The 23,637-nt window shown below is 39.6% G+C and carries 19 protein-coding genes and 1 pseudogene; 4 read left to right on the top strand and 16 right to left on the bottom strand.

Annotated elements, in window-relative coordinates; genetic code table 11:
- Positions 1–204 precede the first annotated feature (204 nt).
- The 3 genes from IEU71_RS07320 to IEU71_RS07310 form a co-directional block, all read right to left on the bottom strand.
- On the bottom strand, positions 205–2,082 hold the full coding sequence (locus IEU71_RS07320) for an ABC-F family ATP-binding cassette domain-containing protein (RefSeq protein ID WP_004912113.1): 1,878 nt from the start codon (positions 2,080–2,082) through the stop codon (positions 205–207).
- 102 nt (positions 2,083–2,184) lie between these two features.
- A complete protein-coding gene (locus tag IEU71_RS07315; RefSeq protein ID WP_080519661.1) occupies positions 2,185–3,708 on the bottom strand; it encodes a glycosyltransferase in 1,524 nt (507 codons plus the stop codon).
- 8 nt (positions 3,709–3,716) lie between these two features.
- Positions 3,717–5,315 (bottom strand): glycosyltransferase family 4 protein, encoded by a 1,599-nt coding sequence (locus tag IEU71_RS07310; protein WP_004912103.1) that lies wholly within the window; start codon positions 5,313–5,315, stop codon positions 3,717–3,719.
- A 267-nt stretch (positions 5,316–5,582) separates the two neighbouring features.
- On the opposite strand from IEU71_RS07310, the pseudogene IEU71_RS07305 reads away from it, so the two are divergent.
- Positions 5,583–6,522 (top strand): annotated as a pseudogene (locus IEU71_RS07305) (dihydroorotate oxidase).
- Positions 6,523–6,551: 29 nt separating this feature from the next.
- Here IEU71_RS07305 and IEU71_RS07300 read toward each other — a convergent pair.
- Positions 6,552–7,808 (bottom strand): acetate/propionate family kinase, encoded by a 1,257-nt coding sequence (locus IEU71_RS07300; protein WP_004910383.1) that lies wholly within the window; start codon positions 7,806–7,808, stop codon positions 6,552–6,554.
- Positions 7,809–8,061: 253 nt separating this feature from the next.
- Here IEU71_RS07300 and IEU71_RS07295 point away from each other — a divergent pair, with 253 nt between their 5' ends.
- Both IEU71_RS07295 and IEU71_RS07290 read left to right on the top strand, forming a co-directional pair.
- The gene (locus IEU71_RS07295) at positions 8,062–8,919 is read left to right on the top strand and encodes an N-acetylmuramoyl-L-alanine amidase family protein (protein WP_004910385.1); all 858 of its coding nucleotides are present in this window, start codon (positions 8,062–8,064) and stop codon (positions 8,917–8,919) included.
- Complete coding sequence (locus IEU71_RS07290; RefSeq protein ID WP_004910387.1) at positions 8,919–9,218, top strand: hypothetical protein; 300 nt, start codon at positions 8,919–8,921, stop codon at positions 9,216–9,218. The genes IEU71_RS07295 and IEU71_RS07290 overlap by 1 nt, the downstream gene beginning before the upstream one ends.
- Positions 9,219–9,247: 29 nt before the next feature.
- On the opposite strand, the gene IEU71_RS07285 is transcribed toward IEU71_RS07290, so the two are convergent.
- Positions 9,248–11,431: a Tex family protein gene (locus IEU71_RS07285; protein ID WP_004910389.1), complete on the bottom strand. Its 2,184-nt coding sequence runs from the start codon at positions 11,429–11,431 to the stop codon at positions 9,248–9,250.
- A gap of 159 nt (positions 11,432–11,590) precedes the next feature.
- Between IEU71_RS07285 and IEU71_RS07280 the strand changes: the two genes are divergently transcribed.
- On the top strand, positions 11,591–12,169 hold the full coding sequence (locus IEU71_RS07280) for a phosphoribosyltransferase family protein (protein WP_004910391.1): 579 nt from the start codon (positions 11,591–11,593) through the stop codon (positions 12,167–12,169).
- Here the strand turns inward: IEU71_RS07280 and IEU71_RS07275 are convergent.
- From IEU71_RS07275 to IEU71_RS07225, 11 genes are all read right to left on the bottom strand, one after another.
- Positions 12,166–13,341 (bottom strand): iron-containing alcohol dehydrogenase, encoded by a 1,176-nt coding sequence (locus IEU71_RS07275; RefSeq protein WP_004910392.1) that lies wholly within the window; start codon positions 13,339–13,341, stop codon positions 12,166–12,168. The two genes, IEU71_RS07280 and IEU71_RS07275, sit on opposite strands and share 4 nt — an antisense overlap.
- 152 nt (positions 13,342–13,493) lie before the next feature.
- Positions 13,494–14,381, bottom strand: a complete 888-nt coding sequence (aroD, locus tag IEU71_RS07270) for a type I 3-dehydroquinate dehydratase (protein WP_036066244.1) — start codon at positions 14,379–14,381, stop codon at positions 13,494–13,496.
- A gap of 40 nt (positions 14,382–14,421) precedes the next feature.
- The gene (locus IEU71_RS07265) at positions 14,422–14,976 is read right to left on the bottom strand and encodes a hypothetical protein (RefSeq protein WP_004910396.1); all 555 of its coding nucleotides are present in this window, start codon (positions 14,974–14,976) and stop codon (positions 14,422–14,424) included.
- Between the two features lie 4 nt (positions 14,977–14,980).
- Positions 14,981–15,781, bottom strand: coding sequence for a shikimate kinase (locus tag IEU71_RS07260; protein WP_004910400.1), 801 nt, complete (start codon positions 15,779–15,781; stop codon positions 14,981–14,983).
- A gap of 13 nt (positions 15,782–15,794) precedes the next feature.
- A complete protein-coding gene (locus IEU71_RS07255; RefSeq protein WP_004910401.1) occupies positions 15,795–16,646 on the bottom strand; it encodes a prephenate dehydrogenase in 852 nt (283 codons plus the stop codon).
- A complete protein-coding gene (gene aroA, locus IEU71_RS07250) occupies positions 16,643–17,947 on the bottom strand; it encodes a 3-phosphoshikimate 1-carboxyvinyltransferase (protein ID WP_004910404.1) in 1,305 nt (434 codons plus the stop codon). Before aroA ends, IEU71_RS07255 begins: the two co-directional genes overlap by 4 nt.
- 45 nt (positions 17,948–17,992) lie before the next feature.
- Entirely contained in the window at positions 17,993–19,171 is a 1,179-nt protein-coding gene (gene aroC / locus IEU71_RS07245; RefSeq protein ID WP_004910406.1) for a chorismate synthase, read from the bottom strand.
- Between the two features lies 1 nt (position 19,172).
- A complete protein-coding gene (gene aroB, locus IEU71_RS07240; RefSeq protein ID WP_080519511.1) occupies positions 19,173–20,237 on the bottom strand; it encodes a 3-dehydroquinate synthase in 1,065 nt (354 codons plus the stop codon).
- Positions 20,234–21,226 carry a 3-deoxy-7-phosphoheptulonate synthase gene (gene aroF / locus IEU71_RS07235; protein WP_004910412.1) on the bottom strand — a complete coding sequence of 331 codons (993 nt, stop codon included), beginning with the start codon at positions 21,224–21,226 and terminating at the stop codon, positions 20,234–20,236. Before aroF ends, aroB begins: the two co-directional genes overlap by 4 nt.
- Before the next feature lie 32 nt (positions 21,227–21,258).
- A complete protein-coding gene (locus IEU71_RS07230; RefSeq protein ID WP_004910414.1) occupies positions 21,259–22,083 on the bottom strand; it encodes a shikimate dehydrogenase family protein in 825 nt (274 codons plus the stop codon).
- Positions 22,080–23,637, bottom strand: a 1,558-nt coding sequence (locus IEU71_RS07225) for a thiamine pyrophosphate-binding protein (RefSeq protein ID WP_242030665.1), incomplete at its 5' end; no start/stop codon positions are given. The genes IEU71_RS07225 and IEU71_RS07230, both read right to left, overlap by 4 nt.

The raw sequence follows: 23,637 nt of genomic DNA, 5'->3' as shown, positions 1-23,637 counted from the left end.
TTTAGACAATTACCATTAAAGGCGCTGCGGCTTTTTTATTCAAGTGTTCGGTTTAATTTTACAATCTACCATATATAATTTTGGCTTCTGCCGTGCGCCCTATACCACGAGTTAAGTGTAATGCTAATAGAAATTGTTTTAATTTCATTTTATCTCCCTCGCTTTTATAATACGAACTACAAAACAAAAAAACTCATAAATAAATTATGAGTTTTCTACGATATCACTTAAATATTCCCAGCGATCCATTTTATTTTCAAGATTCTCGTTTAATTGATCTAATTCTTGTTGTAGATCACCAAGCTTGACATAATCCGTACCAAACGTTGCCATTTCGTCGGGGATTTCGTTAATACGATTTTCTAATTTCTCAATATCTGTTTCAATCGTTTCCCACTCTTTTTTTTCGTCATATGTGAGCTTTTTTTTGGTGCTTTGGTTAACTATTATTGGCTTTGGTTTGTTAACTTTAACTTGGTTTACCGTTTCATGAGTCGCTAGATAGGCACTAAATAGGCCATCAAATCTGTTGACCACACCATTGCCCTCAAACATGTACAATTGGTTAGCCACTTTATCTAGAAAATAGCGATCATGAGAAACTGTGATAACAGCGCCATCGAAGTTGGACAAAAAGTCCTCTAATACTGTTAAGGTTCCAATATCTAAATCATTGGTCGGCTCATCAAGCAATAACACATTAGGCTGCTGTAATAACAGTTTAAGTAGGTATAATCGGCGCTTTTCTCCCCCAGACAGTTTACGAATTAAAGTACCATGCATAAAGGGTGGAAACAGAAACTGTTCTAGCAATTCAGAAACACTGATTTGATTGCCATCTTTATCTTTAACCGAACCAGCAACATCTGTCAAATAAGCAATCACACGTTTGTCATCTGGAATTCCTTCAGTCATTTGTGTGTAATAAGCCATTTTCACCGTATCACCAAGCTCAATCATGCCACTCGTCAATGGTACAAGACCAGCTATCGCATTTAAAAATGTTGATTTACCAGCGCCATTAGCACCTGTAATTCCTATACGGTCACCAGCAGATACACGCAAATTAAAATCATTCAAAATCGTTTTATCGCCAAACTGAATACCAGCGTGTTCTATAACAATCACTTTTTTGCCCAAGCGCTGTTGTCCTAAATTGACGGTTACATCTTCGTCAGTTTGTAGTGTTCCCATTTGTGACGCTAATTCAGCAAACGCGTTCTCACGCCCTTTTTGCTTCGTTGTGCGTGCCCGAGCTGACTTTCTCATCCATGCTAATTCTTGTTTATATAATTGCTGTTGCTTGTGTTCTGCCAGTTGATTTTGGGCAATACGCTCAGCTTTTTTTTGCATATAATCTTGATAATTACCTTGATATTCAAACAAATCACCAAATGATAATTCAAATATTCTTGTGGCAACTGCATCAAGAAAATACCGGTCATGTGTGACAGTTAAAACTGCCCCTTTGTATGAACTGAGGTACTTTTCTAACCAAGCAATTGAATCAAAATCTAAATGATTGGTTGGTTCATCTAAAATCAACAAATCAGGTGCTTCAATGAGCACTTGAGCTAATCCAACACGTTTACGCTGACCACCGGATAAATCACTGATTTTGTGATGTAAATCTGGCATGTGCAATTGTGTTAGAATGGTCTTAATTTGTGACTCGGTTGTCCAAGCATCGTCACGATCCATAGCATCCTGTGCTTTTTCAAAATTTTGAGCAACTTTTTCATCAGTCGGCTGATTACTAAATTGCCGCAAAGCATTTTCATAATCGCGAATAGTCTGAAAAACGGGCTGTTCACCTGACAAAATAGCATCCATTACTAAAGCATTGTCATCTAAGGTTGGACTCTGCGTCAAGTAACCAATGCGGTAATCATTTTGTGTTGTAACTGTGCCAGAATCTGCTGGCGCAACACCAGATATCGCGTTCAATAATGATGTTTTACCACTGCCATTAACGCCAATCAATCCAACTCTATCACCCGCCGTTATTAAAAAAGAGACATCGTTGAATAAGACTTTTTCGCCATACGTACTGTTTAAATTTTCTACTCTAAATTGTTTCATGGTACTATTTTACCTTTTTTTACCCAAAATCAACTGACCAAATATTGACAAAAATCTAATACGATTTTTATTGCTGCAAACGTCAGAGTGATTAGGTGTTCATTAGTTTTTAAAAACTTGTTGCCAAGCTTTGTACATTTTTTCAGCTGAAAAAAACTTGGCTTTTTGATATGAAGCAGTGCTCATATTGGTCCATTTTGAAGGATTATTCAAAATGTTTGCTACTCGCTGAGCCATAATATTGGGCGACTCGCTTGGAACCACATAACCGTTGCTGTTATTTTCTACAATTTCATGAGTGGTCGTTGTGTAATTTATCCGGCATGAAACAATTGGTAACCCAAAAGCCAGTGCCTCAACCAAGTTCATTCCGAATCCCTCACCATGAGACGTTTCAATAATGACTTGCGCTCGCGACAAAGCTTCACTTACGGCTGCGTAATTACCATACGGTGTGAAAATGACGGATGATTCGACTCTTAAATCACGCGCTAATTGCCGTAATTTTTGCACGATTTCTTCATTAGCGGGATAACCCATGAATTCTAAGGTCGCATCGTTCACATAGCGTCTCGTCACTGCCAAAACTTGAACAGCCGCTTCGGGATTTTTTTCCGGACTTAAGCGCCCTAAGAACAAAATACGATGATTCACACGATCTTTAAAACTAATCTGAGATTGCGTTAGCATTGTCGGCGATATGAAAGTATCTGGCGCAGTTTTAACATTAAGATTAGGATAAACTGCTTGAATATCTTGCTGTTGTGCGTCAGTTGGTACTAAAATTGCATCAAATTGTTGATTTTTTTGGGACAAAGCCATTTCGTAAACTGGATAAGGCGCCCCGACACGAGGTTGAACCACGTTTGGTGTATGAATATCATGAAAATAAGCAAATTTTTGTTTGGCACCACTCACTTTACCGATAGGTTCATCAAGTGTACGTCGATCAGAAATCAGTGTAACCTCTTGATATTGCTTCACAATTTCATTTAAAAAGAATGTCATCAATTCGTTTTCTGAATTGAAGCGATAATGATGTCCTTGATAATTTAGTAGCTGCCACATTGTGGGTTGAACGATACCATTTATAGCCATGTGTGTTATCTCAAGGACCACCTCACCATTTAAGTTCAAAAAACGTTGTGTGGCTAAACTACCATCCGGATGAAAAGTATCCACACTCGACTTAAATCCGCGCCAATCCCAATTTTCACGAATAGTGGGATTACCAGCACGATCTTCAAAAATGACTTCATTGACTAGCCCAACTGTCTCAGGCATTACCGTAATCGTGGCAATTCTACGCCCATTATGTTTCAAAAAACTTTGATTAGGCCCATCAGCTACAATATGATATGTATCCAAAGGCAGCATTTTTAGCAAACGCAAGTTTTGTTCTATTCTTTTAACGTCAGTCGTACCCTGAAAAAAATCATACATATTTAGCACCACGTCCGGTGTCAAACCAACCGCTTTAAGATCGCGATCAAGTAGGCGATTATAGTTGCGAGTCACATATTTAGCAGCATCATCAAATGCATTGAACAGCTTCGTTCGTTTAATTTGGGCGTGCTCAGTGCCAGAGTTAAATGAAAAGATATTTTCACTAATAAAAAAATTCATGCTGTCACTTACCTCCCTAAATTAGTCGCCGCTATTTTGTGCTGCCATTTTTGATTAGCATCATCAATTAATTTTTGCCAAGCAGCCATAACATTGGTTTCACTATATCGTTCAGCCGATTGATAAGCACCTTCAGAATAGCGCTGTGCCAATTCAGGATCGCGTAAAACAGTTATAATAGCATCAGCCATAGCACGATAATCACCATATGGGACAATTCTGCCATTAATATTATCTTGGACAATTTCATTTGGTCCGTAATTGACATCGTAAGTCAATGCAATCAACCCGTGGGCAATACCTTCCATAATTGCCAAATTAAAGCCTTCCATTCTTGAAGTTAAGCCATAAATCATGGCTTGATTTTCAACTGCATCAATATTGGTTGTATAGCCTCTCATTGTGACAGAATCAGCGAGATGATATTTGTCAATCACAGCTTCGACAGCACGCTTTGCTCGAAAATTATCAGTTGTATCGGCATAACCATACAAATCTAAACTAACTTCTGGTATTTCTTGTTTCACAATACCAACAGCCCTAACTAAGTCATCTAAATGCTTTTCCCAAGCAATTCTTGCAAACGCAACGATTTTACCAAATTGTCGTTGGCCAACACTCACATGTTTGGCATGAAGTAATGTATCCTTGACGATACCAACAGGAATTGTAAATAATGGCACATTAGGCTGAAAACGTAATTGAATGTCACGCGTTTGTTGCGGCGTAGCTGATACAACAGCATCGTATTGATTCAAAGCATTCATAGCAAATTCATAATTATTGTTCAAAATTGACTGCATCGGCTCTTGTGCTTCACCAGCGTGTGAATTGTGTAAATGTAAGACGGTATAAGCTGGATTTTTAAGATGTAACAGACCATAATCAGCTAAATGACTGCGATCTAAAATAAAGATATTGGGCTCTGAAGCACTAAAAAAATTTTGATTAATTGCGTCTAAAAAATGGATAGTTAAGTCTTCTATGGTATCAAAGTCATAACTTTTATCATTAAAAGTCAAATGCCAATTGGTTCGAGTTAATTCGGACTGGTGATTAACTGCCTTAGTGGTCTTAAAAAAGCTTTCCAAAACTGGCTGTCCATGAACATCTAACCATGTTTCTGATTCAATTTTGTTGTCTGGTGTATACCATTGCTGTAACGACTTGAAACCTCGAACATCATAGTGATCAACACGATACAAATTACCAAAGCCATCGAAAAGCTCAACAGATTTCACACGTTGTTTTTCTGAATTGACATAGTTAACACGTGCCACCAACATTTGATTGTTGTCAACTACTAGATACCGAGCATTTTGCGGCTCATCATTAAAAACTAAACCAGTAACGCCAAAATCAAGATCTTTCACCGTCAACAGTTGCGTTGCGACAATCGTCGTCTTTTGAAAATAATCAAACATATTGATTAAGTCATCATCATCAATGCCAGCCGCTCTGGTTTGACGATGACATTCAGGATCCCAATCACGTAAAACTAGTTTTTGAGTGATATGATTTTTTTTAAATAACATAAACCGCTGAATTTCAGCATGCTCAATGCCTGATTTTTGTTCTGGCATGGTTGCATTAATGTGAAAAATCATGATTCATTCTCCTTTTCTGGACACTTATTTTTGAACAGAAATGTCAATTAATCGGGCTCATCAACCAACTAAGAATTTATACATCGGTCAAATTGTATCTGTACTTAACATCAAATATCTATTCATAAGTTTAGCAAAATCAACCTTAAATTGCGAATAACCGCCACCGATCATTACAAAAATATCATCATATTGAGGGTTTTTATTTTTGATATTTTCAGCTATAATTAAATAAATATTTCACAAGGGTTGAAAGGATTTTCTACTATGAATTTAACTGCTACGATTGCTGGTTTTAACTTTGAACATATTATGCTAAATGCGGCCGGTGTGATGTGTCAAACTGCCGAAGAATTAGATAGTGTGCTGGCATCAGCTCATACAGGAGCTGTGGTGACAAAATCAGCTACATCTAGCTTACGTCCCGGGAATCCAGCGCCTCGCTATTACGAATTACCTAACAAACTTGGCACTATTAATTCGATGGGGCTCCCTAACGAAGGGTTCAACTACTATATGGATTATGTCGCAAAAAAACAAACTCACAAGCCTATTTTCTTTTCAATTGCTGGATTATCAAAGCAAGAAAATGTTGAGATGTTGCATCAATTACAAGATTCAGACTTCAATGGTTTAGTTGAGCTCAATCTTTCTTGCCCAAATGTCCCCGGAAAGCCACAAACTGCTTATGATTTTGAAGCAACACAAGCAATTCTGACTGAAGCTTTCACATTTTTCACAAAACCACTAGGTGTTAAGTTGCCCCCCTATTTTGATATCGTCCATTTCGATGACATTGCTAATATTTTAAACCAATTCCCATTGGCATTTGTTAACACCATCAATTCAATTGGCAATGGTTTGGTCATTGACGACGCAACCGACACTGTTGTCATCGAACCAAAAGGCGGATTTGGTGGGTGTAGGCGGAACACTGGTAAAAGCGACTGCACTTGCAAACGTTCGCGCCCTTCGCTTGCGTTTAAATCCTGAAATCAAAATTATTGGGACAGGTGGCGTTACTTCTGGCCGTGATGTGTATGATCATATCTTATGTGGCGCTGATTTAGTAGAAGTTGGCTCACAGTTAGCCATTGAAGGCGTTGCCGTCTTTGAGCGACTCGAACGTGAATTATCCGAAATCATAATAGAAAAAGGTTACACATCACTTGCGGATTTCCGCGGTCAATTAAAGGTGATTGCATAAAAAAAGTTGCCAAATTAATGGCAACTTTTTTATTGGTCATTTTTCAAGTGTTCAACATCACGCGCAATCATTAATTCTTCATTTGTTGGAATTAACAAACCAGTAACCGTTGACTCTGGTTTTGTAATGACACTCTCCTTACCACGAACATTGTTAGCCGTCTCATCCAAGACAACACCAGCAAATTTCAAGGCATTCAAAACTTTTGCACGAGTTACAGGGTCATTTTCACCAATACCAGCAGTAAATATGATAGCGTCAACACGTCCCAATTCAGCAAAATATTGACCGGCATATCGAATCACTCGGTCATAAAACATGTCCAAAGCTAGCTTAGCGTGAATGTTTGTTTCTTGGACATCTTCCAAATCACGCATATCGCTAGAAATTGTTGAGACACCAAGCAAGCCAGATTTTGTGTTTAGCACTTTCAACATTTCTTCATTGGAAAGGCCTTCACGTTCTTGAATATAGTAAATCAAAGATGGATCAACGTCTCCAGAACGAGTTGCCATTGTCAACCCAGCTAATGGCGTGAAGCCCATGGATGTATCAAATGATTTACCATTTTTGATAGCCGTTACAGACGCACCAGCACCAAGATGAAGGGAAATAGCGTTGAATTCGTTTAATGGTATACCTAACTTTTCAGCCGCTCGTTCCACGACATAGCGATGTGAAGTACCATGAGCGCCATATTTTCTTGCACCATAACGCGCATAATATTCGTAAGGTAAGCTATACAAGTAATTTTTTTCTGGCATAGTTTGATGGAATGACGTATCAAATACCGCCACAGAGATTGCATGAGGTAATAACTTCTGGAACGCTCTAATTCCCATTGCGTTGGCTGGATTGTGCAATGGTGCATAAGCTGCCAAACGATCAATTTTTGCTAAGACTTCATCTGTTACCACTACCGATTGATTAAACCACTCACCGCCAGCAACAACGCGATGACCAACGCCAGTGATTTCCTGAAAATCTTTAATAATACCCAGATCCGACAACTTTTGCAACATGATATCAATTGCTTCATGATGATCTTTAATAGCTAAAACATGTTCATATTTTTGACCACCATTTTTAGTGAGCGAAATTTGTCCTTCTTCGGCACCAATCAAACGAACAGGTTCAATATCTGCACCATATTTAATAGTAATAACGGCATCAGGCATCCCAATCCGCTCAATCATACCTTGTGTAATTACTTTTTCTTCGGGCATTTCTAATAATTGAAATTTCAGTGAAGAACTACCGGCGTTTACTGCCATTGTTTTTGACATCTGCGTCTACTCTTTTAATCCTTTGTTTATACTATTGTTCCTAATTTAGGAATTATGCTTATTTATTGTAACATATTTCATCAATAATGAAAACGTTTACACAAAATTTCTTTTCAAAACTTTTTTCAAATTAACTGCGCTTTTTTATGTTGATAAATGTTCTTACATGGCATTTTAAAACTTCTTACCACGTTAAAAAAAGAAATATGTTACAATTATTAGCGCAAGCAAAGAAACATATTTTAGGATAATTATGGTAAAAAAGTGGCTATTTAGTAATTTAATTGGTGTGATTATCACCACAGTTGTCCTATTAACGACTTTGGGATTAATTATATCGCTTATCTCAAAAACTGAAACCTTTACGCGACCCGATAACGTACAATTACGAACAGGTCCCGGCCGGCAATATCGTTCAACTGCCTCACTCAAGCGCGGTACAAAACTGATTATCATGGATAAACAAAATGGTTGGTGGCACGTACGACGCTCTGACAACGAAAAAACTGGCTGGGTTGCAAGTTGGGTCGCAAATTCTGTTAGCTTAAAACGTGCTACTGCATTGAGTGAAGCCACTATTGTATTAGATCCTGGTCACGGCGGTACTGATACTGGCGCCTTATCAAAAAACGGCAAGTATAAAGAAAAAACTTACACCCTACGAACTGCTAGACTAGTCCGTTCCGCCCTAACGCCAAGTGGTGCTCGCGTTTTGATGACACGAGACAGTGATAATATTGTACCTTTACTCAAAATCCCTTTGGTTGGTGAAAAATATAAGGCAGATGCACAAATCTCGTTTCATTTTGATTCATCCACAGTTAGTGCATCAGGCATTTCTCAATTTTATTACCATAAAAATGGTCAAAACCTAGCTCAGGCATTAAGTGACAGCCTCAACAATATGCCTCTGACTAACCGTGGTGTTGATACAGCACCATATATTGTACTCAAAGACACCACACAACCTGCTGTTCTGCTAGAAAATGGCTTTATCAATAATAACAAAGACCTCAGATACATTCGCAAAACCAGTTATCAAAAGAAAATCGCAAAAAATGTTGTGGCTGGACTAACGACCTACTTCACCAAAAATACGGAGATGAAATAATGGCCCTATTCAAAAAAACACAAACAAAAATTGAACAAAATGCAACTAATCAGGCAACGGAACATGTCGAAGAAAAGCTTGAAGGCATGATTGTACAACCATTCGCCTACAAAAAGTTGTTAATCATTTATCGTATCGAACAATATCCAAGTACTAGTAATCATATCGACAACAAAATTTTAACATTTGATCAGAAGGAACCGCTATCTGAGCGCCGCTATCACGAAATAATTGAACGATTAAAAAACGATGAGAGTGATCGTATTTCAATCGTCAACATTTTACCTCTAGTTGACTAAAAAAATCGCATCAAAATGATGCGATTTTTTTATTTGGGTGCTAACATCGTCAGTGCTATCCTTTGACGTTTTTCATCAACAGATAGTACCAAAACATCAACTATATCACCAACTGAAACAACTTCTGCCGGATGTTTAATACGTTTCTTGCTCAAATGAGAAATATGCACCAAACCATCCTGTTTTACCCCTAGATCCACAAATGCACCAAAATCAACCACATTTCGAACTGTTCCTTGTAGTTTCATGCCCGTTTTCAAGTCTGCAATATGTAGCACATCAGATTTCAATAACGCACTAACCATTTCAGATCGACCATCACGGCCGGGCTTTTGTAAACTCGTGATAATGTCATGTAGTGTTTGAACACCAACACCTAATTTAGCAGCAGTGTCTGAGTTATCCAAAAGACTTAAAGTTTTATTGGCTGTTGAAGATGATAATTCATGAATTGACAATCGCCCCATATCAATGATTTGAGTCGCAATGTGATAACTTTCAGGATGTATATCTGTATTGTCCAATATGTTTTTGCCATCAACAATTCGCAAAAATCCTGCCGCCTGCTCATAAGCCTTAGGTCCTAAACGCGGAACGTCCTTTAACTGTGTGCGCAACGTAAATGGTCGCCCGTTTTGACGATAAGCCACGATATTTTCTGCTAATTTTTGATTAAGTCCAGCTATATGCGTCAATAATTTTGCTGAAGCTGTATTTAAGTTAACACCCACTTGGTTGACCGCTGTTTCAACAACAGCATCAACTTGTTCATCAAGTGCTTTCGCATTCAAATCATGTTGATATTGACCAACACCGACGGATTTCGGATCAATTTTGATTAGTTCTGCTAAAGGATCTTGAATTCTTCGAGCAATCGAAATCGCACTGCGTTCTTCAACGTGTAAATCTGGAAATTCCGCTCTAGCAGCCACAGAAGCTGAATAAACCGATGCACCAGCTTCATTAACAATTGTGTACTGAACACCCTTTATCAGGTTTTCAGCAACAAATTCTTCCGATTCACGCGATGCTGTACCATTCCCAATCGCCACTAAGTCAACATTAAAATCTTGCAATAATTTTTTAAATGTTGTCGCTGCTTGCTCTCGTTCATGCTTACTTGCCGGTAAATGAGGGAAAATAACTTGCTTAATCAAAAAATTACCGTTACCATCTATAATGGCTAATTTTGAACCAGTTCGAAAGCCCGGATCAAACCCCATCACAATTTTATTTTTCAAAGGTGCTTGCATCAGTAAATGATACAAATTATTACCAAAAACTTGAATGGCTTGTTGTTGCGCAATTTGTGTTAATTCTTGTCGAATTTCCCGTTCAATGGCCGGCTGAATAAAGCGCTTGTATGCATCCTCAATCGCAAACTGAATCATCTCGGCATTGCCACTTTCAATCTGTTGATTACCAATAATTTTAATCTTCATAAAATGCAACAATCGAGTAGCCGGAAAATCAATTTTAACGGATAATACGCCTACTTTTTCACCACGATCGATTGCCAAAATTCGAAATTTATTTTCTTTCAACGATTGAATTGATTCATCAAAATCATAGTATTGTTCATATATTTTTTGTTCATCTTTGGCATTAGCACCTCTTTTCAACGTCGACAGGATGTGAGCATCACGCATCATTCTAGTCCGAAGCCATTGCCGATAACTCTGATCCTCGCCAAACTGTTCCGCCAAAATTTCATGTATACCAGCAATTGCATCCGCGTCACTCTTTATAGTCTCATTAAAGTATGCGTGCAAACGTTCATTGACAGACATACCTAAATGTTTCAATAACCAGTCAGCCAGCGATTGTAACCCATTTTCACGGGCAATCATTGCTTTTGTACGTCGCTTTTGTTTATATGGCAAATAAATATCATCAACTTCACGTATATTTTCTGCATCAATGATACTTTTAGACAGTACTGGCGTGAGCTTATTTTGCTCATCTATCGCACGTAAGACTGTATTTTTTCGTTCGGACAGTTCTTGAATTTTTTTGCTTGTAACCTGTATTTGACGAATTTGCACTTCGTCTAAGTTACCAGTCATTTCCTTACGGTATCTTGCAATAAATGGTACGGTGGCCGCGTTGTTTAATAATGTCAGCGTTGCACCAACCTGTTTAATCGTCATACTTGGTAATGAATCGCTAATTCGACGTGCTAATTCTTGTTCTGTTAATTCATAAGTTGTCATACGCTTGATTATAGATCTGTCTGATCTAGTTTGTTCTCCTCAAAAAATATTTAAAATCGTGACTATTGCCCAATGATTCGTAAAATGATAAAATTTCAGTATAAAAATATGGATATATTAATTAAAAAACGAACATTAATGAGATTGGAACAACATATCATGTCTGAAAACTATCAAATCACCATTTCCAAATTAACACGTGACCTACCAATTGTCCCTATCAAATCAGATCTAGCGATTGCTTCTTTTGTGCTGCTAGGTGACGCTGAATTAGCACACGTAGCTGCGGTTGAATTGTCTAAAGCAATTGATTTTGAATTTGACTATATTGTGACACCTGAAACTAAAGGCATCCCACTTGCTCAAGAAATGACCAGGCAAACTGGCAAAAGCAACTACATTGTCATACGCAAAAATGTGAAGTCGTATATGACTTCACCGCTCGTAGTCAAATCGTCAGCAATCACCACAGCCACACCCCAGACACTAGTTTTGGATGGTAAAGATGCTAAAATAATTCATAACAAAAAGGTGCTAGTGGTTGATGATGTGATTTCAACCGGCGGTTCTCTGACAGCCGTTGAAAAAATTTTATCACAAGCAGGCGCACACATTGTTGGAAAATTTGCAATTCTAGCTGAAGGGCAAGCCAGTCAACGTGACGACATTACTTTTTTATCAGCACTGCCTCTTTTCAAATTAGGTGCTGATGGTCAATATCATATTATTAAGGCTTAAAAACCATCATTATCCATTGAAGCTTCAAATAAAGCAACAACATCTTCACTATTAAGACTAACATAACCATTCGTAGTTAGGCTACCAACGGCAACAGCACTATCTGCCATTGCTTTGAAATTTGTCGTGTCGGTAATGCCAACACCAGGTAATGTCGTTGGCACTTCTAGTGATTTAATCCAATCAAATGTGGCCTGGATTGCCTCACCTGCAACTGATTCATCATCTCCCGACAATCGCCAAACATGGCGCCCAAATGCTGCAAAACGAGGAAGCGTCTCCGCAGAAAGCGCTTTTTTCATCCAGCGCGGTGTTAATATGCCTAATCCGACACCGTGTGTAATGTCATAATACGCTGACAATTCATGCTCAATTGGGTGTACTGTCCAGCCATTAACATTACCAAGTCCAACTGTGCCATTCAATGCCATGGTTGACGCCCACATCAAGTTAGCGCGTGCCTCATAATTTTCAGGTTCTACCAGCGCAACAGGTGCCCATTTGATAACAGCACGGTAAATACCTTCAATCATGCCACGTGAAATATCACTATCTTCCGACTGATCAAAGTATTGTTCTGATAAATGACTAAAAATATCAATTGCCCCCGCAGCAGTCTGCCATTTTGAAACTGAAAATGTCAAACTTGGATCTAAAAATGATACATCGGGCTGGCGTAATGTTCGCGTGCCCAGTTTTTGCTTTGTTTCAGGATTACTAATCACAGCATTTTTATTCATTTCTGTTCCGGTAGCAGAGAGCGTTAAAATATCAATCAACGGCATTTGCGCTGTCGCTTTTTGGGAATCTAGCACCAAATCCCAAGCATCCCCATCATAATTTTTGGCGACCGACACAACTTTGGCTGCATCAATCACTGACCCACCACCTACTGCAACAATCACATCAATATCATTTTTTTGGACAAGTTGTTGTCCTTCACGCACTGAGTCAATTTTAGGATTAGGTGCAATGCCTGAAAGTTCGAAAATCTCGTAATCTTTCAGCGCACGCTTAATACGGTCATACAGACCATTCTTTTTAATTGAGCCGCCACCGTAAGCCAGTAGGACTTTTTTACCAAAAGGTGCAACGACACCTGCCAACTCAGTGTCCAGTCTATTTTCTCCAAAGCGGATATCTGTCGTATTTTTAAATGTAAAATTGTTCATCTCTTCAAATCCTTTACTATTTTGTACATCAATTATAACACGCGAGTCACGTAACAATATCGCTATCAGTAGACAACAAAAAACGCCACTTCCTAAGAAGTGGCGGGTAGGTAGATAGATACTACCCAGTTGGTCAAGACAATTATAGCAAATTACTGCCAGGCTTGCAACAATTCGTTTATCGATATCTGTCCTGGTGCACTAATTGGTGTCCCATCTAACGCAGCAAACGTTAATTCAGAGCCAAATTGATAACCAATAATCCGGGTTTTTTCACCTAATTGGCCCATACTCATTGTAATCAGTGGCTTATCTTGTGATTCCGAAAAGGCCCGCGTTGCTAACAATAAGCGATCAACGTCATTGTCATTTTGTGGCATCACTGCTAATTTAATAACATCAATGTCACTTCTAGCCATATCTACCAGCTGCGCGTGCAAATCATCAGGAGTTTGATTCATGTCATGATACGACAAAATCACAGGTACCTGCTTTTGTCTGGCAGTGGTAATCACCTTCGTGCGCAGCTCTTCAGGCATTGTATATTCAATATCCACGGCAGCAAAAGGATAACCAGATTGTAAAGCAAAAGTTAAAAATGTGGCTACTTCAACTGGTGACATTTCACCTTTTCCACCTTGAGACTGAGTGCGATAAGTTAACAATACTGGAAACTCACCAACACTGTTAAATACGGCAGCAGTCAATTCCTTGATTACTTGCTGATTCATCATCGGCCAATTTGCCAAAAATTCTTGTTTAGCGTTGTCAATTTCTGCCAGCATTTTAGCTTCAGTCATTGTCGAGACATTTTTTTGATTCAGTTCCGCCTGCGCACCAGCTTTTACCTGCTGCCACATCACTGCTTGACTAAAATCATCAGCGATATAGTCAGCTCGCCATTCAACAATATCTGGGTTCTGTGCCTGCAATTTTTTGGCAAAAGGTGTTAGTTTACCAGTTGGTCCTAGCATCAATGGCACTGCAATGAGTGGCTTGTCAGTTGTTGCTGGAATATGTAGTAGTTGTCTTAGTGTCATGCCTTTAATCCTTTTTTGAGTCATTGTTCAAAATGACTTGCTAATTAATATGATACACCACCCAAATCATCGGTGGTTTTAAAGTTTGTCGCACGACGTAACGTGAGTCACGACTCTCAGGTAATTTATTAAATTGATCAGCAGAAATAATAGTCAGACGGTCTTGGTCATGGATAAAATCTGTCATCGCCACCATTTTACTGGGGGAAAAGATAACTGATGGTCCCCAAGCATCATCTAACCCAACCTTAGTTAAATAGCGCTTCATCAGGCCTTCCGTTGCTGCATGTGTTAAGGCGATATTTCGATGATACGCCAAATTTTCCACAACAATTAATGGCATCAATGGTAATGAAAATGTGGCGCGTACTGTTATATTTTCCCATGATAGATAATTGAAATCAACCCAGTTTAGATTTTGCTCCTGATTGGACTTAAAAGCCACTGGCATGATAAGTTCGTCCCCACTAAAATCTGATAAATGCGTTAATATTTCTTCAAAAGTATCATGCAAAATCAAAGTTTGATTCGTCATATAATGCGTTGCAGCAATTTGTGAATCTGTACCAACTGGTCCCAAAGTGTGTAATTTCATAGTTTTACCTGTTTAGTTGACGGTTTTCTTTATCAATCGCCGCCTGCATGAGAATCGCCATCACAGCATCAATCATATCATCCGTAATGTCCTCTGAAAATGCAAAATCTGCTTTTAAATCATTTCGCAAGCGGACCATTCTATTTTTTTGAACTGTTGCTATCCCAAATTTTTCTTTATATCGCGCTACTGATGAGACTACCTCTAATCGCTGTGCAATGATTTTAAAAATTTGACGATCAAAAGCATCAATTTGTGAACGAAGTGCCAATAGAGCTAACTCATCCTCGTTTGCACTAAATAAGGCAATGATTTCAGCTGCAATCCGTGCCGGTGTTTTTCCGACCGTTTCCACCGTCATGTTGGCAACACTTTGATACTTTGGATCACGTTCTTTCCAGAGCGCAAAAAATTCTGCGGTGGACTTTTCTTGCAGTAGTGGCCTTTGCCCTTCAATGATAAGCCGACCGATTGTACTCTCTAAGTTGCCGTGCAAATAAATGATTGTTGCGGGTGAATTTTTTAAAACAGCTATATTTTCAGGTCGTTCAACGACACCGCCACCTGTTGCCACCACACCATTAAAAGTTTGCACTGACGCCAACACCTGCGTCTCAAGCGCTCGAAAGCCAATCTCACCACGTTCTATAAAAATTTCAGGAATTGTTTTCCCTGCAACGCGTTCAATTTCCGAATCAATATCAATAAATTTTGAATGATGCTGACGTGCGATTTCTTTACCAACGGTAGTTTTTCCAGCACCCATAAATCCCACTAGCATCAGTGTATCTGGTTCTTTAATCATGATTTTTCCCTAATTATCTGTCTAATAATGTTTCTCGTGACACTTTTGCTTCAGTAATCATTGCCATCAGTTTAGAACGATCATTAGCAAGAATGGCCGTATTAAACTTTTCTAATTCAACTATTAGTTGTTTTTGACTAGCTAAAACAGCAGCGCTATTACTCAATAAAGCATCTGTCCACAATTCTGGATCACTGGCAGCAATACGAGTTGTGTCTTTAAAACCACCAGCCACATACTGACCGAATTTATTTGCTGTGCCCAAACGGCTAGTGGCAGCGTTAACCAGCGCAAAAGCCACAATATGTGGCACATCACTGATCATAGCCATTAAATCATCATGTTCATCAACTAACATCGTTTTAAAATTTGCGCCAAGTGGCTTGAATAAATCAATTAAGGAATCGCTCGTGCTAATGGTACTTGGCATCAAAAAGTAAATAACATTATGATATAAGTTTACGTCTGCCGCATACACACCACTTTTATGCGTGCCAGCCATGGCATGACCCCCAATAAAAGTGATATTTTGTGGCGTTAACAATTTTTCTGCTAACGCCATAATCTCACGTTTTGTTGACCCCGTATCAGTAATAATCACGCGCTTTTTCAACGTCAAATGACTCAACTGAACGATTAGTTGGCTAATAATATTCACTGGTGTTGCTAGAATAATGACGTCCATTTGCGATGCTATTTGTTCGATATTTGACGCTTTTTTAGTTATAATCCCTGTTTTTAAAGCAAAGTCTACTGCTTTAGTATCTGAATCAACACCAGTTACTTCGTGATTAGCATTTTGAGATAATACAGCCGCTATTGAGGCGCCCATCTCACCTAAACCGATTATTGCTATTTTTGTCATTTTTTCTCTCTCATTAAGGCGTTCATATCTTCCAAAAAACCTGGATATGACACGCTCATTGCATCTTCACCCATCAATACAACGTCACCTTTAGTAATTAAGGCAGCAATGACATTCATCATACCAATGCGGTGATCGCCGTGAGAATCGAGCAATGCTGACTCGTTAAGCGCGTGTAATGGTGTTTTACCATGTATAATCATGCCATCTGGCGTTTCTTCAATATCTGCACTGATTTTGCTTAACTCCGCTACCACTGTGGCAATTCGATCCGTTTCTTTGACACGAAGTTCTTCAGCCCCAGTGATAACGGTGTCACCAATCGCTTGGGTAGCAGCCAATGCTAAAATTGGTAATTCATCCACAGCGCCGGGAACATCTTCAGCTGTAATTTCAATACCATGAAGTGGTTGTGCTTTAACCATGATATCAGCCATTGGTTCGCCTTCATTTTGTATCTGATTCACGTTGATGATCGCACCCATGCGTTTTAACAACTTCAGTACCCCATCTCTGGTTGGATTAACACCAACGTTTTTGAGGATTATGTCTGAATTAGGCGTAATTAGACCCGCCACAATGAAAAATGCTGCACTTGAAATATCGCTCGGCACGATGACGTTTTGCCCGAATAGCTCTGGTTGTTTTGTCACTTCAATAACACCATTTTTACTGTTAATTACACCACCAAATTGTTTTAACATTCGCTCTGTGTGGTCACGAGTTGGCAACTTTTCAATCACTCTAGTCACACCGTCAGCCTGCATACCCGCAAGTAATATAGCACTTTTTACTTGCGCAGAAGCAACTGGCATTTCGTAAGTTATCCCTTTTAATGTCTTATTCGCATGAAGTGTGGCTGGCAAAGTGCCATTCTCAGCTAACGCGATGTTGGCACTCATTTGTAGTAGAGGGGTTGCGACGCGCTTCATAGGTCGCTGACTAAGAGAATCATCCCCAAATAATTGGATATCAAAAGTCTGGCGACTGAGTAGCCCCATTAACAATCGTGTTGATGTCCCCGAGTTTCCCATATCCAGTGCTTGTTTTGGTACCTTAAATTGCTTAATCCCGCGTCCAACAACATGCAATTGTCGGCCATTTTGTGTAATCGAAACACCCAAATGTTGAAAAGCTCTCATTGTATGCATCACGTCATCAGACGGCAAGAAATTTTCAATACTTGTTTCACCGGTTGCGATTGCACCAAACATCAACGCGCGATGAGAGATAGATTTATCGCCAGGCACGATAATTTCACCATGAAGGCCAGATTTAGGGGCTTGTGTCAATTTAATCATTGTTATGTCTCCAATTTTTATGTACGCGGTGAAAACCGCTTATTTTTAAAATGATCTGATTTCGTCGCGATAACGTTCAACTTGTTCTTTCATTCGATCAATATTATCTGCATCAAACTTGTCTAACACAGCTTTGGCCAATTCAATAGCAACCATCGCCTCAGCAATAACTGCTGCAGCTGTCACAGCCGTCGTATCTGAACGTTCAATTGACGCCTTGTGGTCTTGATGTGTATCAATGTCAACTGATTGCATAGGACGATAAAGTGTTGGGATAGGTTTCACAACGCCTCTCACAACAATCGCCTCACCAGTAGTCATGCCGCCTTCAAAGCCACCCAGATTATCAGAACCACGATAAAAACCACGCTTTTCATCCCAAAAAATTTCATCCATAACTTGGTCGCCAAATTTTTCAGCATTATCAAAACCGCCACCAAATTGAACACCCTTAAAGGCATTTATGCCAACAATTGCGCGCGCAATTTTAGCATCTAATTTTGTATCAGCCGATACGTACGAACCTAGTCCAACTGGCATTCCAGTGGCCATAACCTGAACCTGACCACCCACAGTGTTAGCATTCCGTTTTGTTTGATCGATTACTTCGCGAATTGCTGCGTCGGCCTCAGCTGATAACGCTCGTGTTGGAAAGCTCTCTGTCACTAAACGTAATTCGTTTAAATCATGGTACTTTGTTAAGTCATTCAAATCCGATTTAGCGGGTCCAACATTAACCACAAAACCATGAACATCCACACCAATTTCTGATAGTAACTTTTTGGCGACTGCACCTACTGCTACTCGCATTGTTGTTTCTCTGGCAGATGATCGTTCTAATACATTACGCAAATCATCATGATGACGATACTTCATACCACCGACCAAATCAGCATGGCCAGGACGTGGACGTAAAACTTTTCGCAGTGTATTTTCTGATGTTGCTGGATCATCTGGCGCCATAATTTTGGACCAATTATTATGATCGTCGTTATGAACGTTTAATGTGATTGGCGAACCTAAGGTCAGTTGATGGCGAACACCAGTGAGAAAAGTAACGGTGTCTGTTTCAATTTTTTGTCGTTCACCACGACCATATCCTTGTTGGCGGCGCGCCAGTTGCTCATCAATATCAGCTTGTGTAATATGTAATCCAGCCGGAATGCCTTCAATGACGGCAATTTCTTCCGGTCCATGGCTTTCGCCAGCAGTTGTATAACGCATATTAATTCTCCATAAATGCCGGCATATCGGCTATATTTTTCTTAACAATAATTGGTTCACCAATCTTAGCAAGTGCAACCAAATTTAATACACCGCCATGATTTTTTTTATCGTTCACTAGATGTTTGAAAAAATTAGGTGTGCCAATCAACGGTGAGGTTGTCGGTAATCCAACTGCTGTCAAACGATCGCGCAATGAATCAGTCATGCCACTGGGGGTTATACCGTCACGCTCAAAGCGTTGACTAATGGCAATCATACCAATGGCTACTGCTTCACCATGACGGAGTTGACCGTGTGCCAGTAACTCAATCGCATGACCTAACGTATGACCAAAATTCAAAAACTGACGTTGCCCAGATTCTTTTTCGTCAGCCATTACCACTGATGCTTTGTAAGTAATTGCTCGCTCAGACAAAGTCTGTGCTTGCTCACGTATGTCTGAAACACCCTTGATTGTACCGGTCAATTGATAAAAATCGCCACCAGTCAGTGCTGATGTTTTGACCACTTCCCCATATCCTTCGACTAAATCACGATCAGACAACGTGTCCAAATAAGTCGTATCAACTAGTACAAGATCTGGCTGGTAAAATGATCCCACAATATTTTTTGTGTCACCTAAATTAACAGCTGTTTTGCCACCAACAGACGAATCAACCTGCGCGGTGAGCGATGTGGCAATTTGTACAAAGGCAATGCCTCGCATATATAAGGAAGCGACCACACCACCCAAATCACCAATGACACCACCGCCCAGAGCGATGACACCATCGCCACGTGTGAATCCTGCCGAAGCCATTTTTGAAATCAATTCACCAACAACAGGCAATGATTTTGATGATTCTCCAGCTGGAACAGTCAGCGGCAATACCTCATAACCTGCAGAACGTAACTGCATTTCAGTATCTGATAAGTAAAGCGGTCCAACATTACTATCTGTCAGCAATGCTATTTTACGTTTGCTCCAAACTTGACTCAGTTCTTCACCAATGTGCTTGTGTAGTTGTTTATCAATCTTAACTTCGTAATTTTTTGTTGCTAATTCAACAATCACTTGACTCATTTAATTGCCTCCCGAATTTGACGTATCTTGTCTGCTAACAGTTTAAATTCATCCGGCGTCAAAGCTTGAGCACCATCAACAAAGGCATGTGCAGGATCATCATGAATTTCTGTCATAAGTCCTTGTGCGCCTGCTGCCACAGCAGCTAATGCTAGGGGTGTCACAAATTTAGAGACACCAGCCGCATGAGAAGCATCAGCTACAATCGGATAGTGCGTCAACGATTGCAAAACAGGAATTGCAGAGACATCTAAGGTATTGCGTGTGTATTTATTATCATAGGTACGGATACCGCGCTCCATCAAGATAATTTGGTCATTGCCACCTGCAGCGATGTATTCTGCAGCATTCAACAAATCGTCAATCGTAGCTGACATACCACGTTTTAAGACAACTGGTTTCTGTTTCTTGCCTAGTGCCTTCAACAATGCAAAGTTTTGCATATTACGTGTACCAACTTGAAAAATATCGGTATATGAATCTACCAAGTCAACATCTCGAGTGTCCAGTATTTCGGTCACCATATCCATCTCAAGGGCATCAGCGGCCGCGCGATGGGCTTTCAACCCTGCTTCGCCATTACCTTGGAAAGAATATGGCGAGGTTCTAGGCTTAAATGCGCCACCGCGTAACACGGTAGCCCCAGCTGCTTTAACTGCCTTTCCCATGGCCTCAACGTGAGCTGGAGACTCAATTGAATCAGGTCCTGCCATCAATGTGAAATGCTGTCCACCAATGACGCTGTGGGGTGTTTTAATGATCGTATCTTCTGGATGAAAATCACGTGACGACTTAATTGCTGAGTGATGATTGGTAATAATCTCTACAATTTCTGATTTTACTTCATGTAACTCAGTTTCAGGCAAAGTCTTGACACCTGCTAAAGCAACGCGGTTATCATGAACAAACACTGGTTTAATTGAGTTTTGATGGTCTAACATCTCAGCAATATGCTGAGCAGATTCTTTTGATTTTGCAATAATTATCATGTTTTATTCTCCACTTTTTTATAATAATGTCTTTAAGATGTAATGGCTGCTGCCATTAGACGTCGATTCGCTGGCTGGTCAAACCAATATTCAAAACTTAGCGCGCCTTGATTAACTAACATAGATACACCATTCATCGTCAACAATCCACGTTGTGACGCTGATTTTAAAAGCGCAGTCTGCTGATTGCGATAAATAATATCAACTACCAGACTATGCAAAGGCATGAGTGATAACTGATAATCTGTTAGCAAAGTTCGCGCATCGTTCATGCCAACAGTTGTTGCATTGATTAGCATATCTGTTTGGCGCAATGCTTGTGTTAAAGCCTGATTGTCAGCCAAGTCTTCCAAATGTCCGATGCCTTGACTCAAATAGGCAATTTCAGTCTCGTGTTGCGACCAATTTTGATGTGCACGATTGAAAACAGATATATTTCTAACCCCATACTCTCGTGCACTAGCAATAATGGCACGAGCTGCACCACCAGTACCGATGACTACAATTTTTTCTTTGGGCTGTTGACGTTTAATACTTTGCCAAAACCCATCCCCATCAGTGTTCGTACCTACTAGTCTGTTTTTTATGCGTTTCACTGTATTAACAGCCTGTAATCTCTGTGCCAACGGTGAAATATCGTCCAAATAGTTGATAATTTGATTTTTATATGGTGTTGAAACATTAAAGCCATTAATTTGTAACGTCTTTAAACCAACAATCGCCTGCTCAAATAATTGTGGTGCTACATCAAATGACTGATAATAAGCATCAATGTGAGCCGCGTCAATCATAGCGTTTTGCATTTTTGGTGATAATGAGTGTCCTGCTGGGTAAGCCAATAAACCATATAAAGTCATTTTAAGTCCTCAATAATTCGTGCACTGATTGCGTGAGCGTCAAATCCCAATTCGCGTAACGCAATGTCTGGTGCAGCGCTCATGCCAAAATCATCAAGCCCAAAAATCAGCCCATTATCCTGTGCGATTTCGCGCCACCCCAGACGAGTTCCTGCTTCTATTATGACATTTTTTGTAGCATATTCGTCAACAATGTTATGCCGTTTAGATTTTTCTAATGACTGAAATTTCCTAAGATTGGGCATACTGATGACATTTGCAGGAAAAGGTAACAATTCTTTGACTTTTATGGCAATTTGAACTTCTGACCCCGTAGCAATCAAATTAATTTTAGCCCGTTCGTTATGAATAATCTCTGAAGCGCCATATTTCTGAGCAGTGCTGGCTTGTACTTGATTACCTTGAGTGCCTAAATTACCACGACTCAAAATCAAGATTGTTGGTTTGTCAATTGACGTTAAAGCTTGTTGCCAAGCTAATGCTATTTCATTGGCCGTCCCTGGTCGAAGAACCTCGACATTTGGAATAGAACGTAACGCCATTAATTGTTCAACAGGTTGATGTGTGGGACCGTCCTCGCCAACCGTTATGCTATCATGAGTGAAAACATAAATCACAGGTACTTTTTGAAGTGCACTCAATCTGATTGCAGCCTTCATATAATCAGAAAAAGCTAAAAATGTTGCGCCAAATATTTTTGTGTCACCATGTAACGCAATACCATTCATCACTGCGCCCATCGCAAACTCCCGAACACCAAACGCAATATTACGACCGGCACGATTTTGTGCATCAAACAAATCCGACTCAACGATTTCAGCATTGGTTGAAGCCACTAAGTCAGCTGAACCACCCCACAAATTGGGTAGTTGTTGCGCAAATTTTTGCAAAATATTCTTAGAAATTTTACGACCAGCTTGCTGTTTCAAATCATCATCAATTGTTGGTACTTTTAGCTTGCCTGCTTTTGTTGACAACTCATAAGCTTGCAGGGCTGAAAGAGATGGCTGTTTCTCTTGATTCAAACGTTGTCCTATTCGCTTTTTCATGTCTGATAGCAACTGAGCAGGTACTTTGAAATTTTCAATGGTAACATTTAAGTTTCGACTTAAATCAACGAGATCCTTTGATTGTAATGGTGTGCCGTGCGCTTTATTTGAACCGGCAAATGGTCCAAAATCACCAATAACTGTCTTAACTGCAATTAAGGCAGGTTTGTTGCTCTTTTTGGCTATTTCAATTGCGTCATGGATTGCGTGTAAATCATTACCATCATCAACCTGTAATGTTTGCCAACCATAACTCTGAAAACGGGCAATGTTATCAGTCACATCAGTGCGCTTTTTTGGTCCATCTAAACTGACTTGGTTGTCATCGTACAAAACAATTAGCCGTTCTAACTGTTGTTGACCAGCAAGTGAAGCCGCTTCATGACTAACACCTTCCATCAAATCACCATCACCGACCAATGCGTATGTATGGTAGATTGTAAAATTAAACCGAACACTTGAATAAAAAAGCCGCAGCGCCTTTAATGGTAATTGTCTAAAACAA

The organism is Leuconostoc falkenbergense (assembly GCF_014634805.1).
Lineage (GTDB): Bacteria > Bacillota > Bacilli > Lactobacillales > Lactobacillaceae > Leuconostoc > Leuconostoc falkenbergense.
The sequence above is the reverse complement of the archived record's forward strand: the minus strand, read 5'-3'. Positions and strand labels throughout refer to the sequence as shown.

Excerpts from the sequence above, each read along its gene's own strand:
- aroB (WP_080519511.1), bottom strand. The coding sequence starts at position 20,237 with ATGAGTCAAGTGATTGTTGAATTAGCAACAAAAAATTACGAAGTTAAG.
- aroD (WP_036066244.1), bottom strand. The coding sequence starts at position 14,381 with ATGACACTAAGACAACTACTACATATTCCAGCAACAACTGACAAGCCA.
- IEU71_RS07255 (WP_004910401.1), bottom strand. The coding sequence starts at position 16,646 with ATGACAAAAATAGCAATAATCGGTTTAGGTGAGATGGGCGCCTCAATA.
- IEU71_RS07280 (WP_004910391.1), top strand. The coding sequence starts at position 11,591 with ATGTCTGAAAACTATCAAATCACCATTTCCAAATTAACACGTGACCTA.
- IEU71_RS07300 (WP_004910383.1), bottom strand. The coding sequence starts at position 7,808 with ATGTCAAAAACAATGGCAGTAAACGCCGGTAGTTCTTCACTGAAATTT.
- aroA (WP_004910404.1), bottom strand. The coding sequence starts at position 17,947 with ATGATTAAATTGACACAAGCCCCTAAATCTGGCCTTCATGGTGAAATT.
- IEU71_RS07290 (WP_004910387.1), top strand. The coding sequence starts at position 8,919 with ATGGCCCTATTCAAAAAAACACAAACAAAAATTGAACAAAATGCAACT.
- IEU71_RS07230 (WP_004910414.1), bottom strand. The coding sequence starts at position 22,083 with ATGACTTTATATGGTTTATTGGCTTACCCAGCAGGACACTCATTATCA.
- IEU71_RS07285 (WP_004910389.1), bottom strand. The coding sequence starts at position 11,431 with ATGACAACTTATGAATTAACAGAACAAGAATTAGCACGTCGAATTAGC.
- IEU71_RS07320 (WP_004912113.1), bottom strand. The coding sequence starts at position 2,082 with ATGAAACAATTTAGAGTAGAAAATTTAAACAGTACGTATGGCGAAAAA.
- IEU71_RS07260 (WP_004910400.1), bottom strand. The coding sequence starts at position 15,781 with ATGATTAAAGAACCAGATACACTGATGCTAGTGGGATTTATGGGTGCT.
- IEU71_RS07315 (WP_080519661.1), bottom strand. The coding sequence starts at position 3,708 with ATGAATTTTTTTATTAGTGAAAATATCTTTTCATTTAACTCTGGCACT.
- aroF (WP_004910412.1), bottom strand. The coding sequence starts at position 21,226 with ATGATAATTATTGCAAAATCAAAAGAATCTGCTCAGCATATTGCTGAG.
- IEU71_RS07265 (WP_004910396.1), bottom strand. The coding sequence starts at position 14,976 with ATGAAATTACACACTTTGGGACCAGTTGGTACAGATTCACAAATTGCT.
- IEU71_RS07295 (WP_004910385.1), top strand. The coding sequence starts at position 8,062 with ATGGTAAAAAAGTGGCTATTTAGTAATTTAATTGGTGTGATTATCACC.
- IEU71_RS07310 (WP_004912103.1), bottom strand. The coding sequence starts at position 5,315 with ATGATTTTTCACATTAATGCAACCATGCCAGAACAAAAATCAGGCATT.
- IEU71_RS07275 (WP_004910392.1), bottom strand. The coding sequence starts at position 13,341 with ATGAACAATTTTACATTTAAAAATACGACAGATATCCGCTTTGGAGAA.
- aroC (WP_004910406.1), bottom strand. The coding sequence starts at position 19,171 with ATGCGTTATACAACTGCTGGCGAAAGCCATGGACCGGAAGAAATTGCC.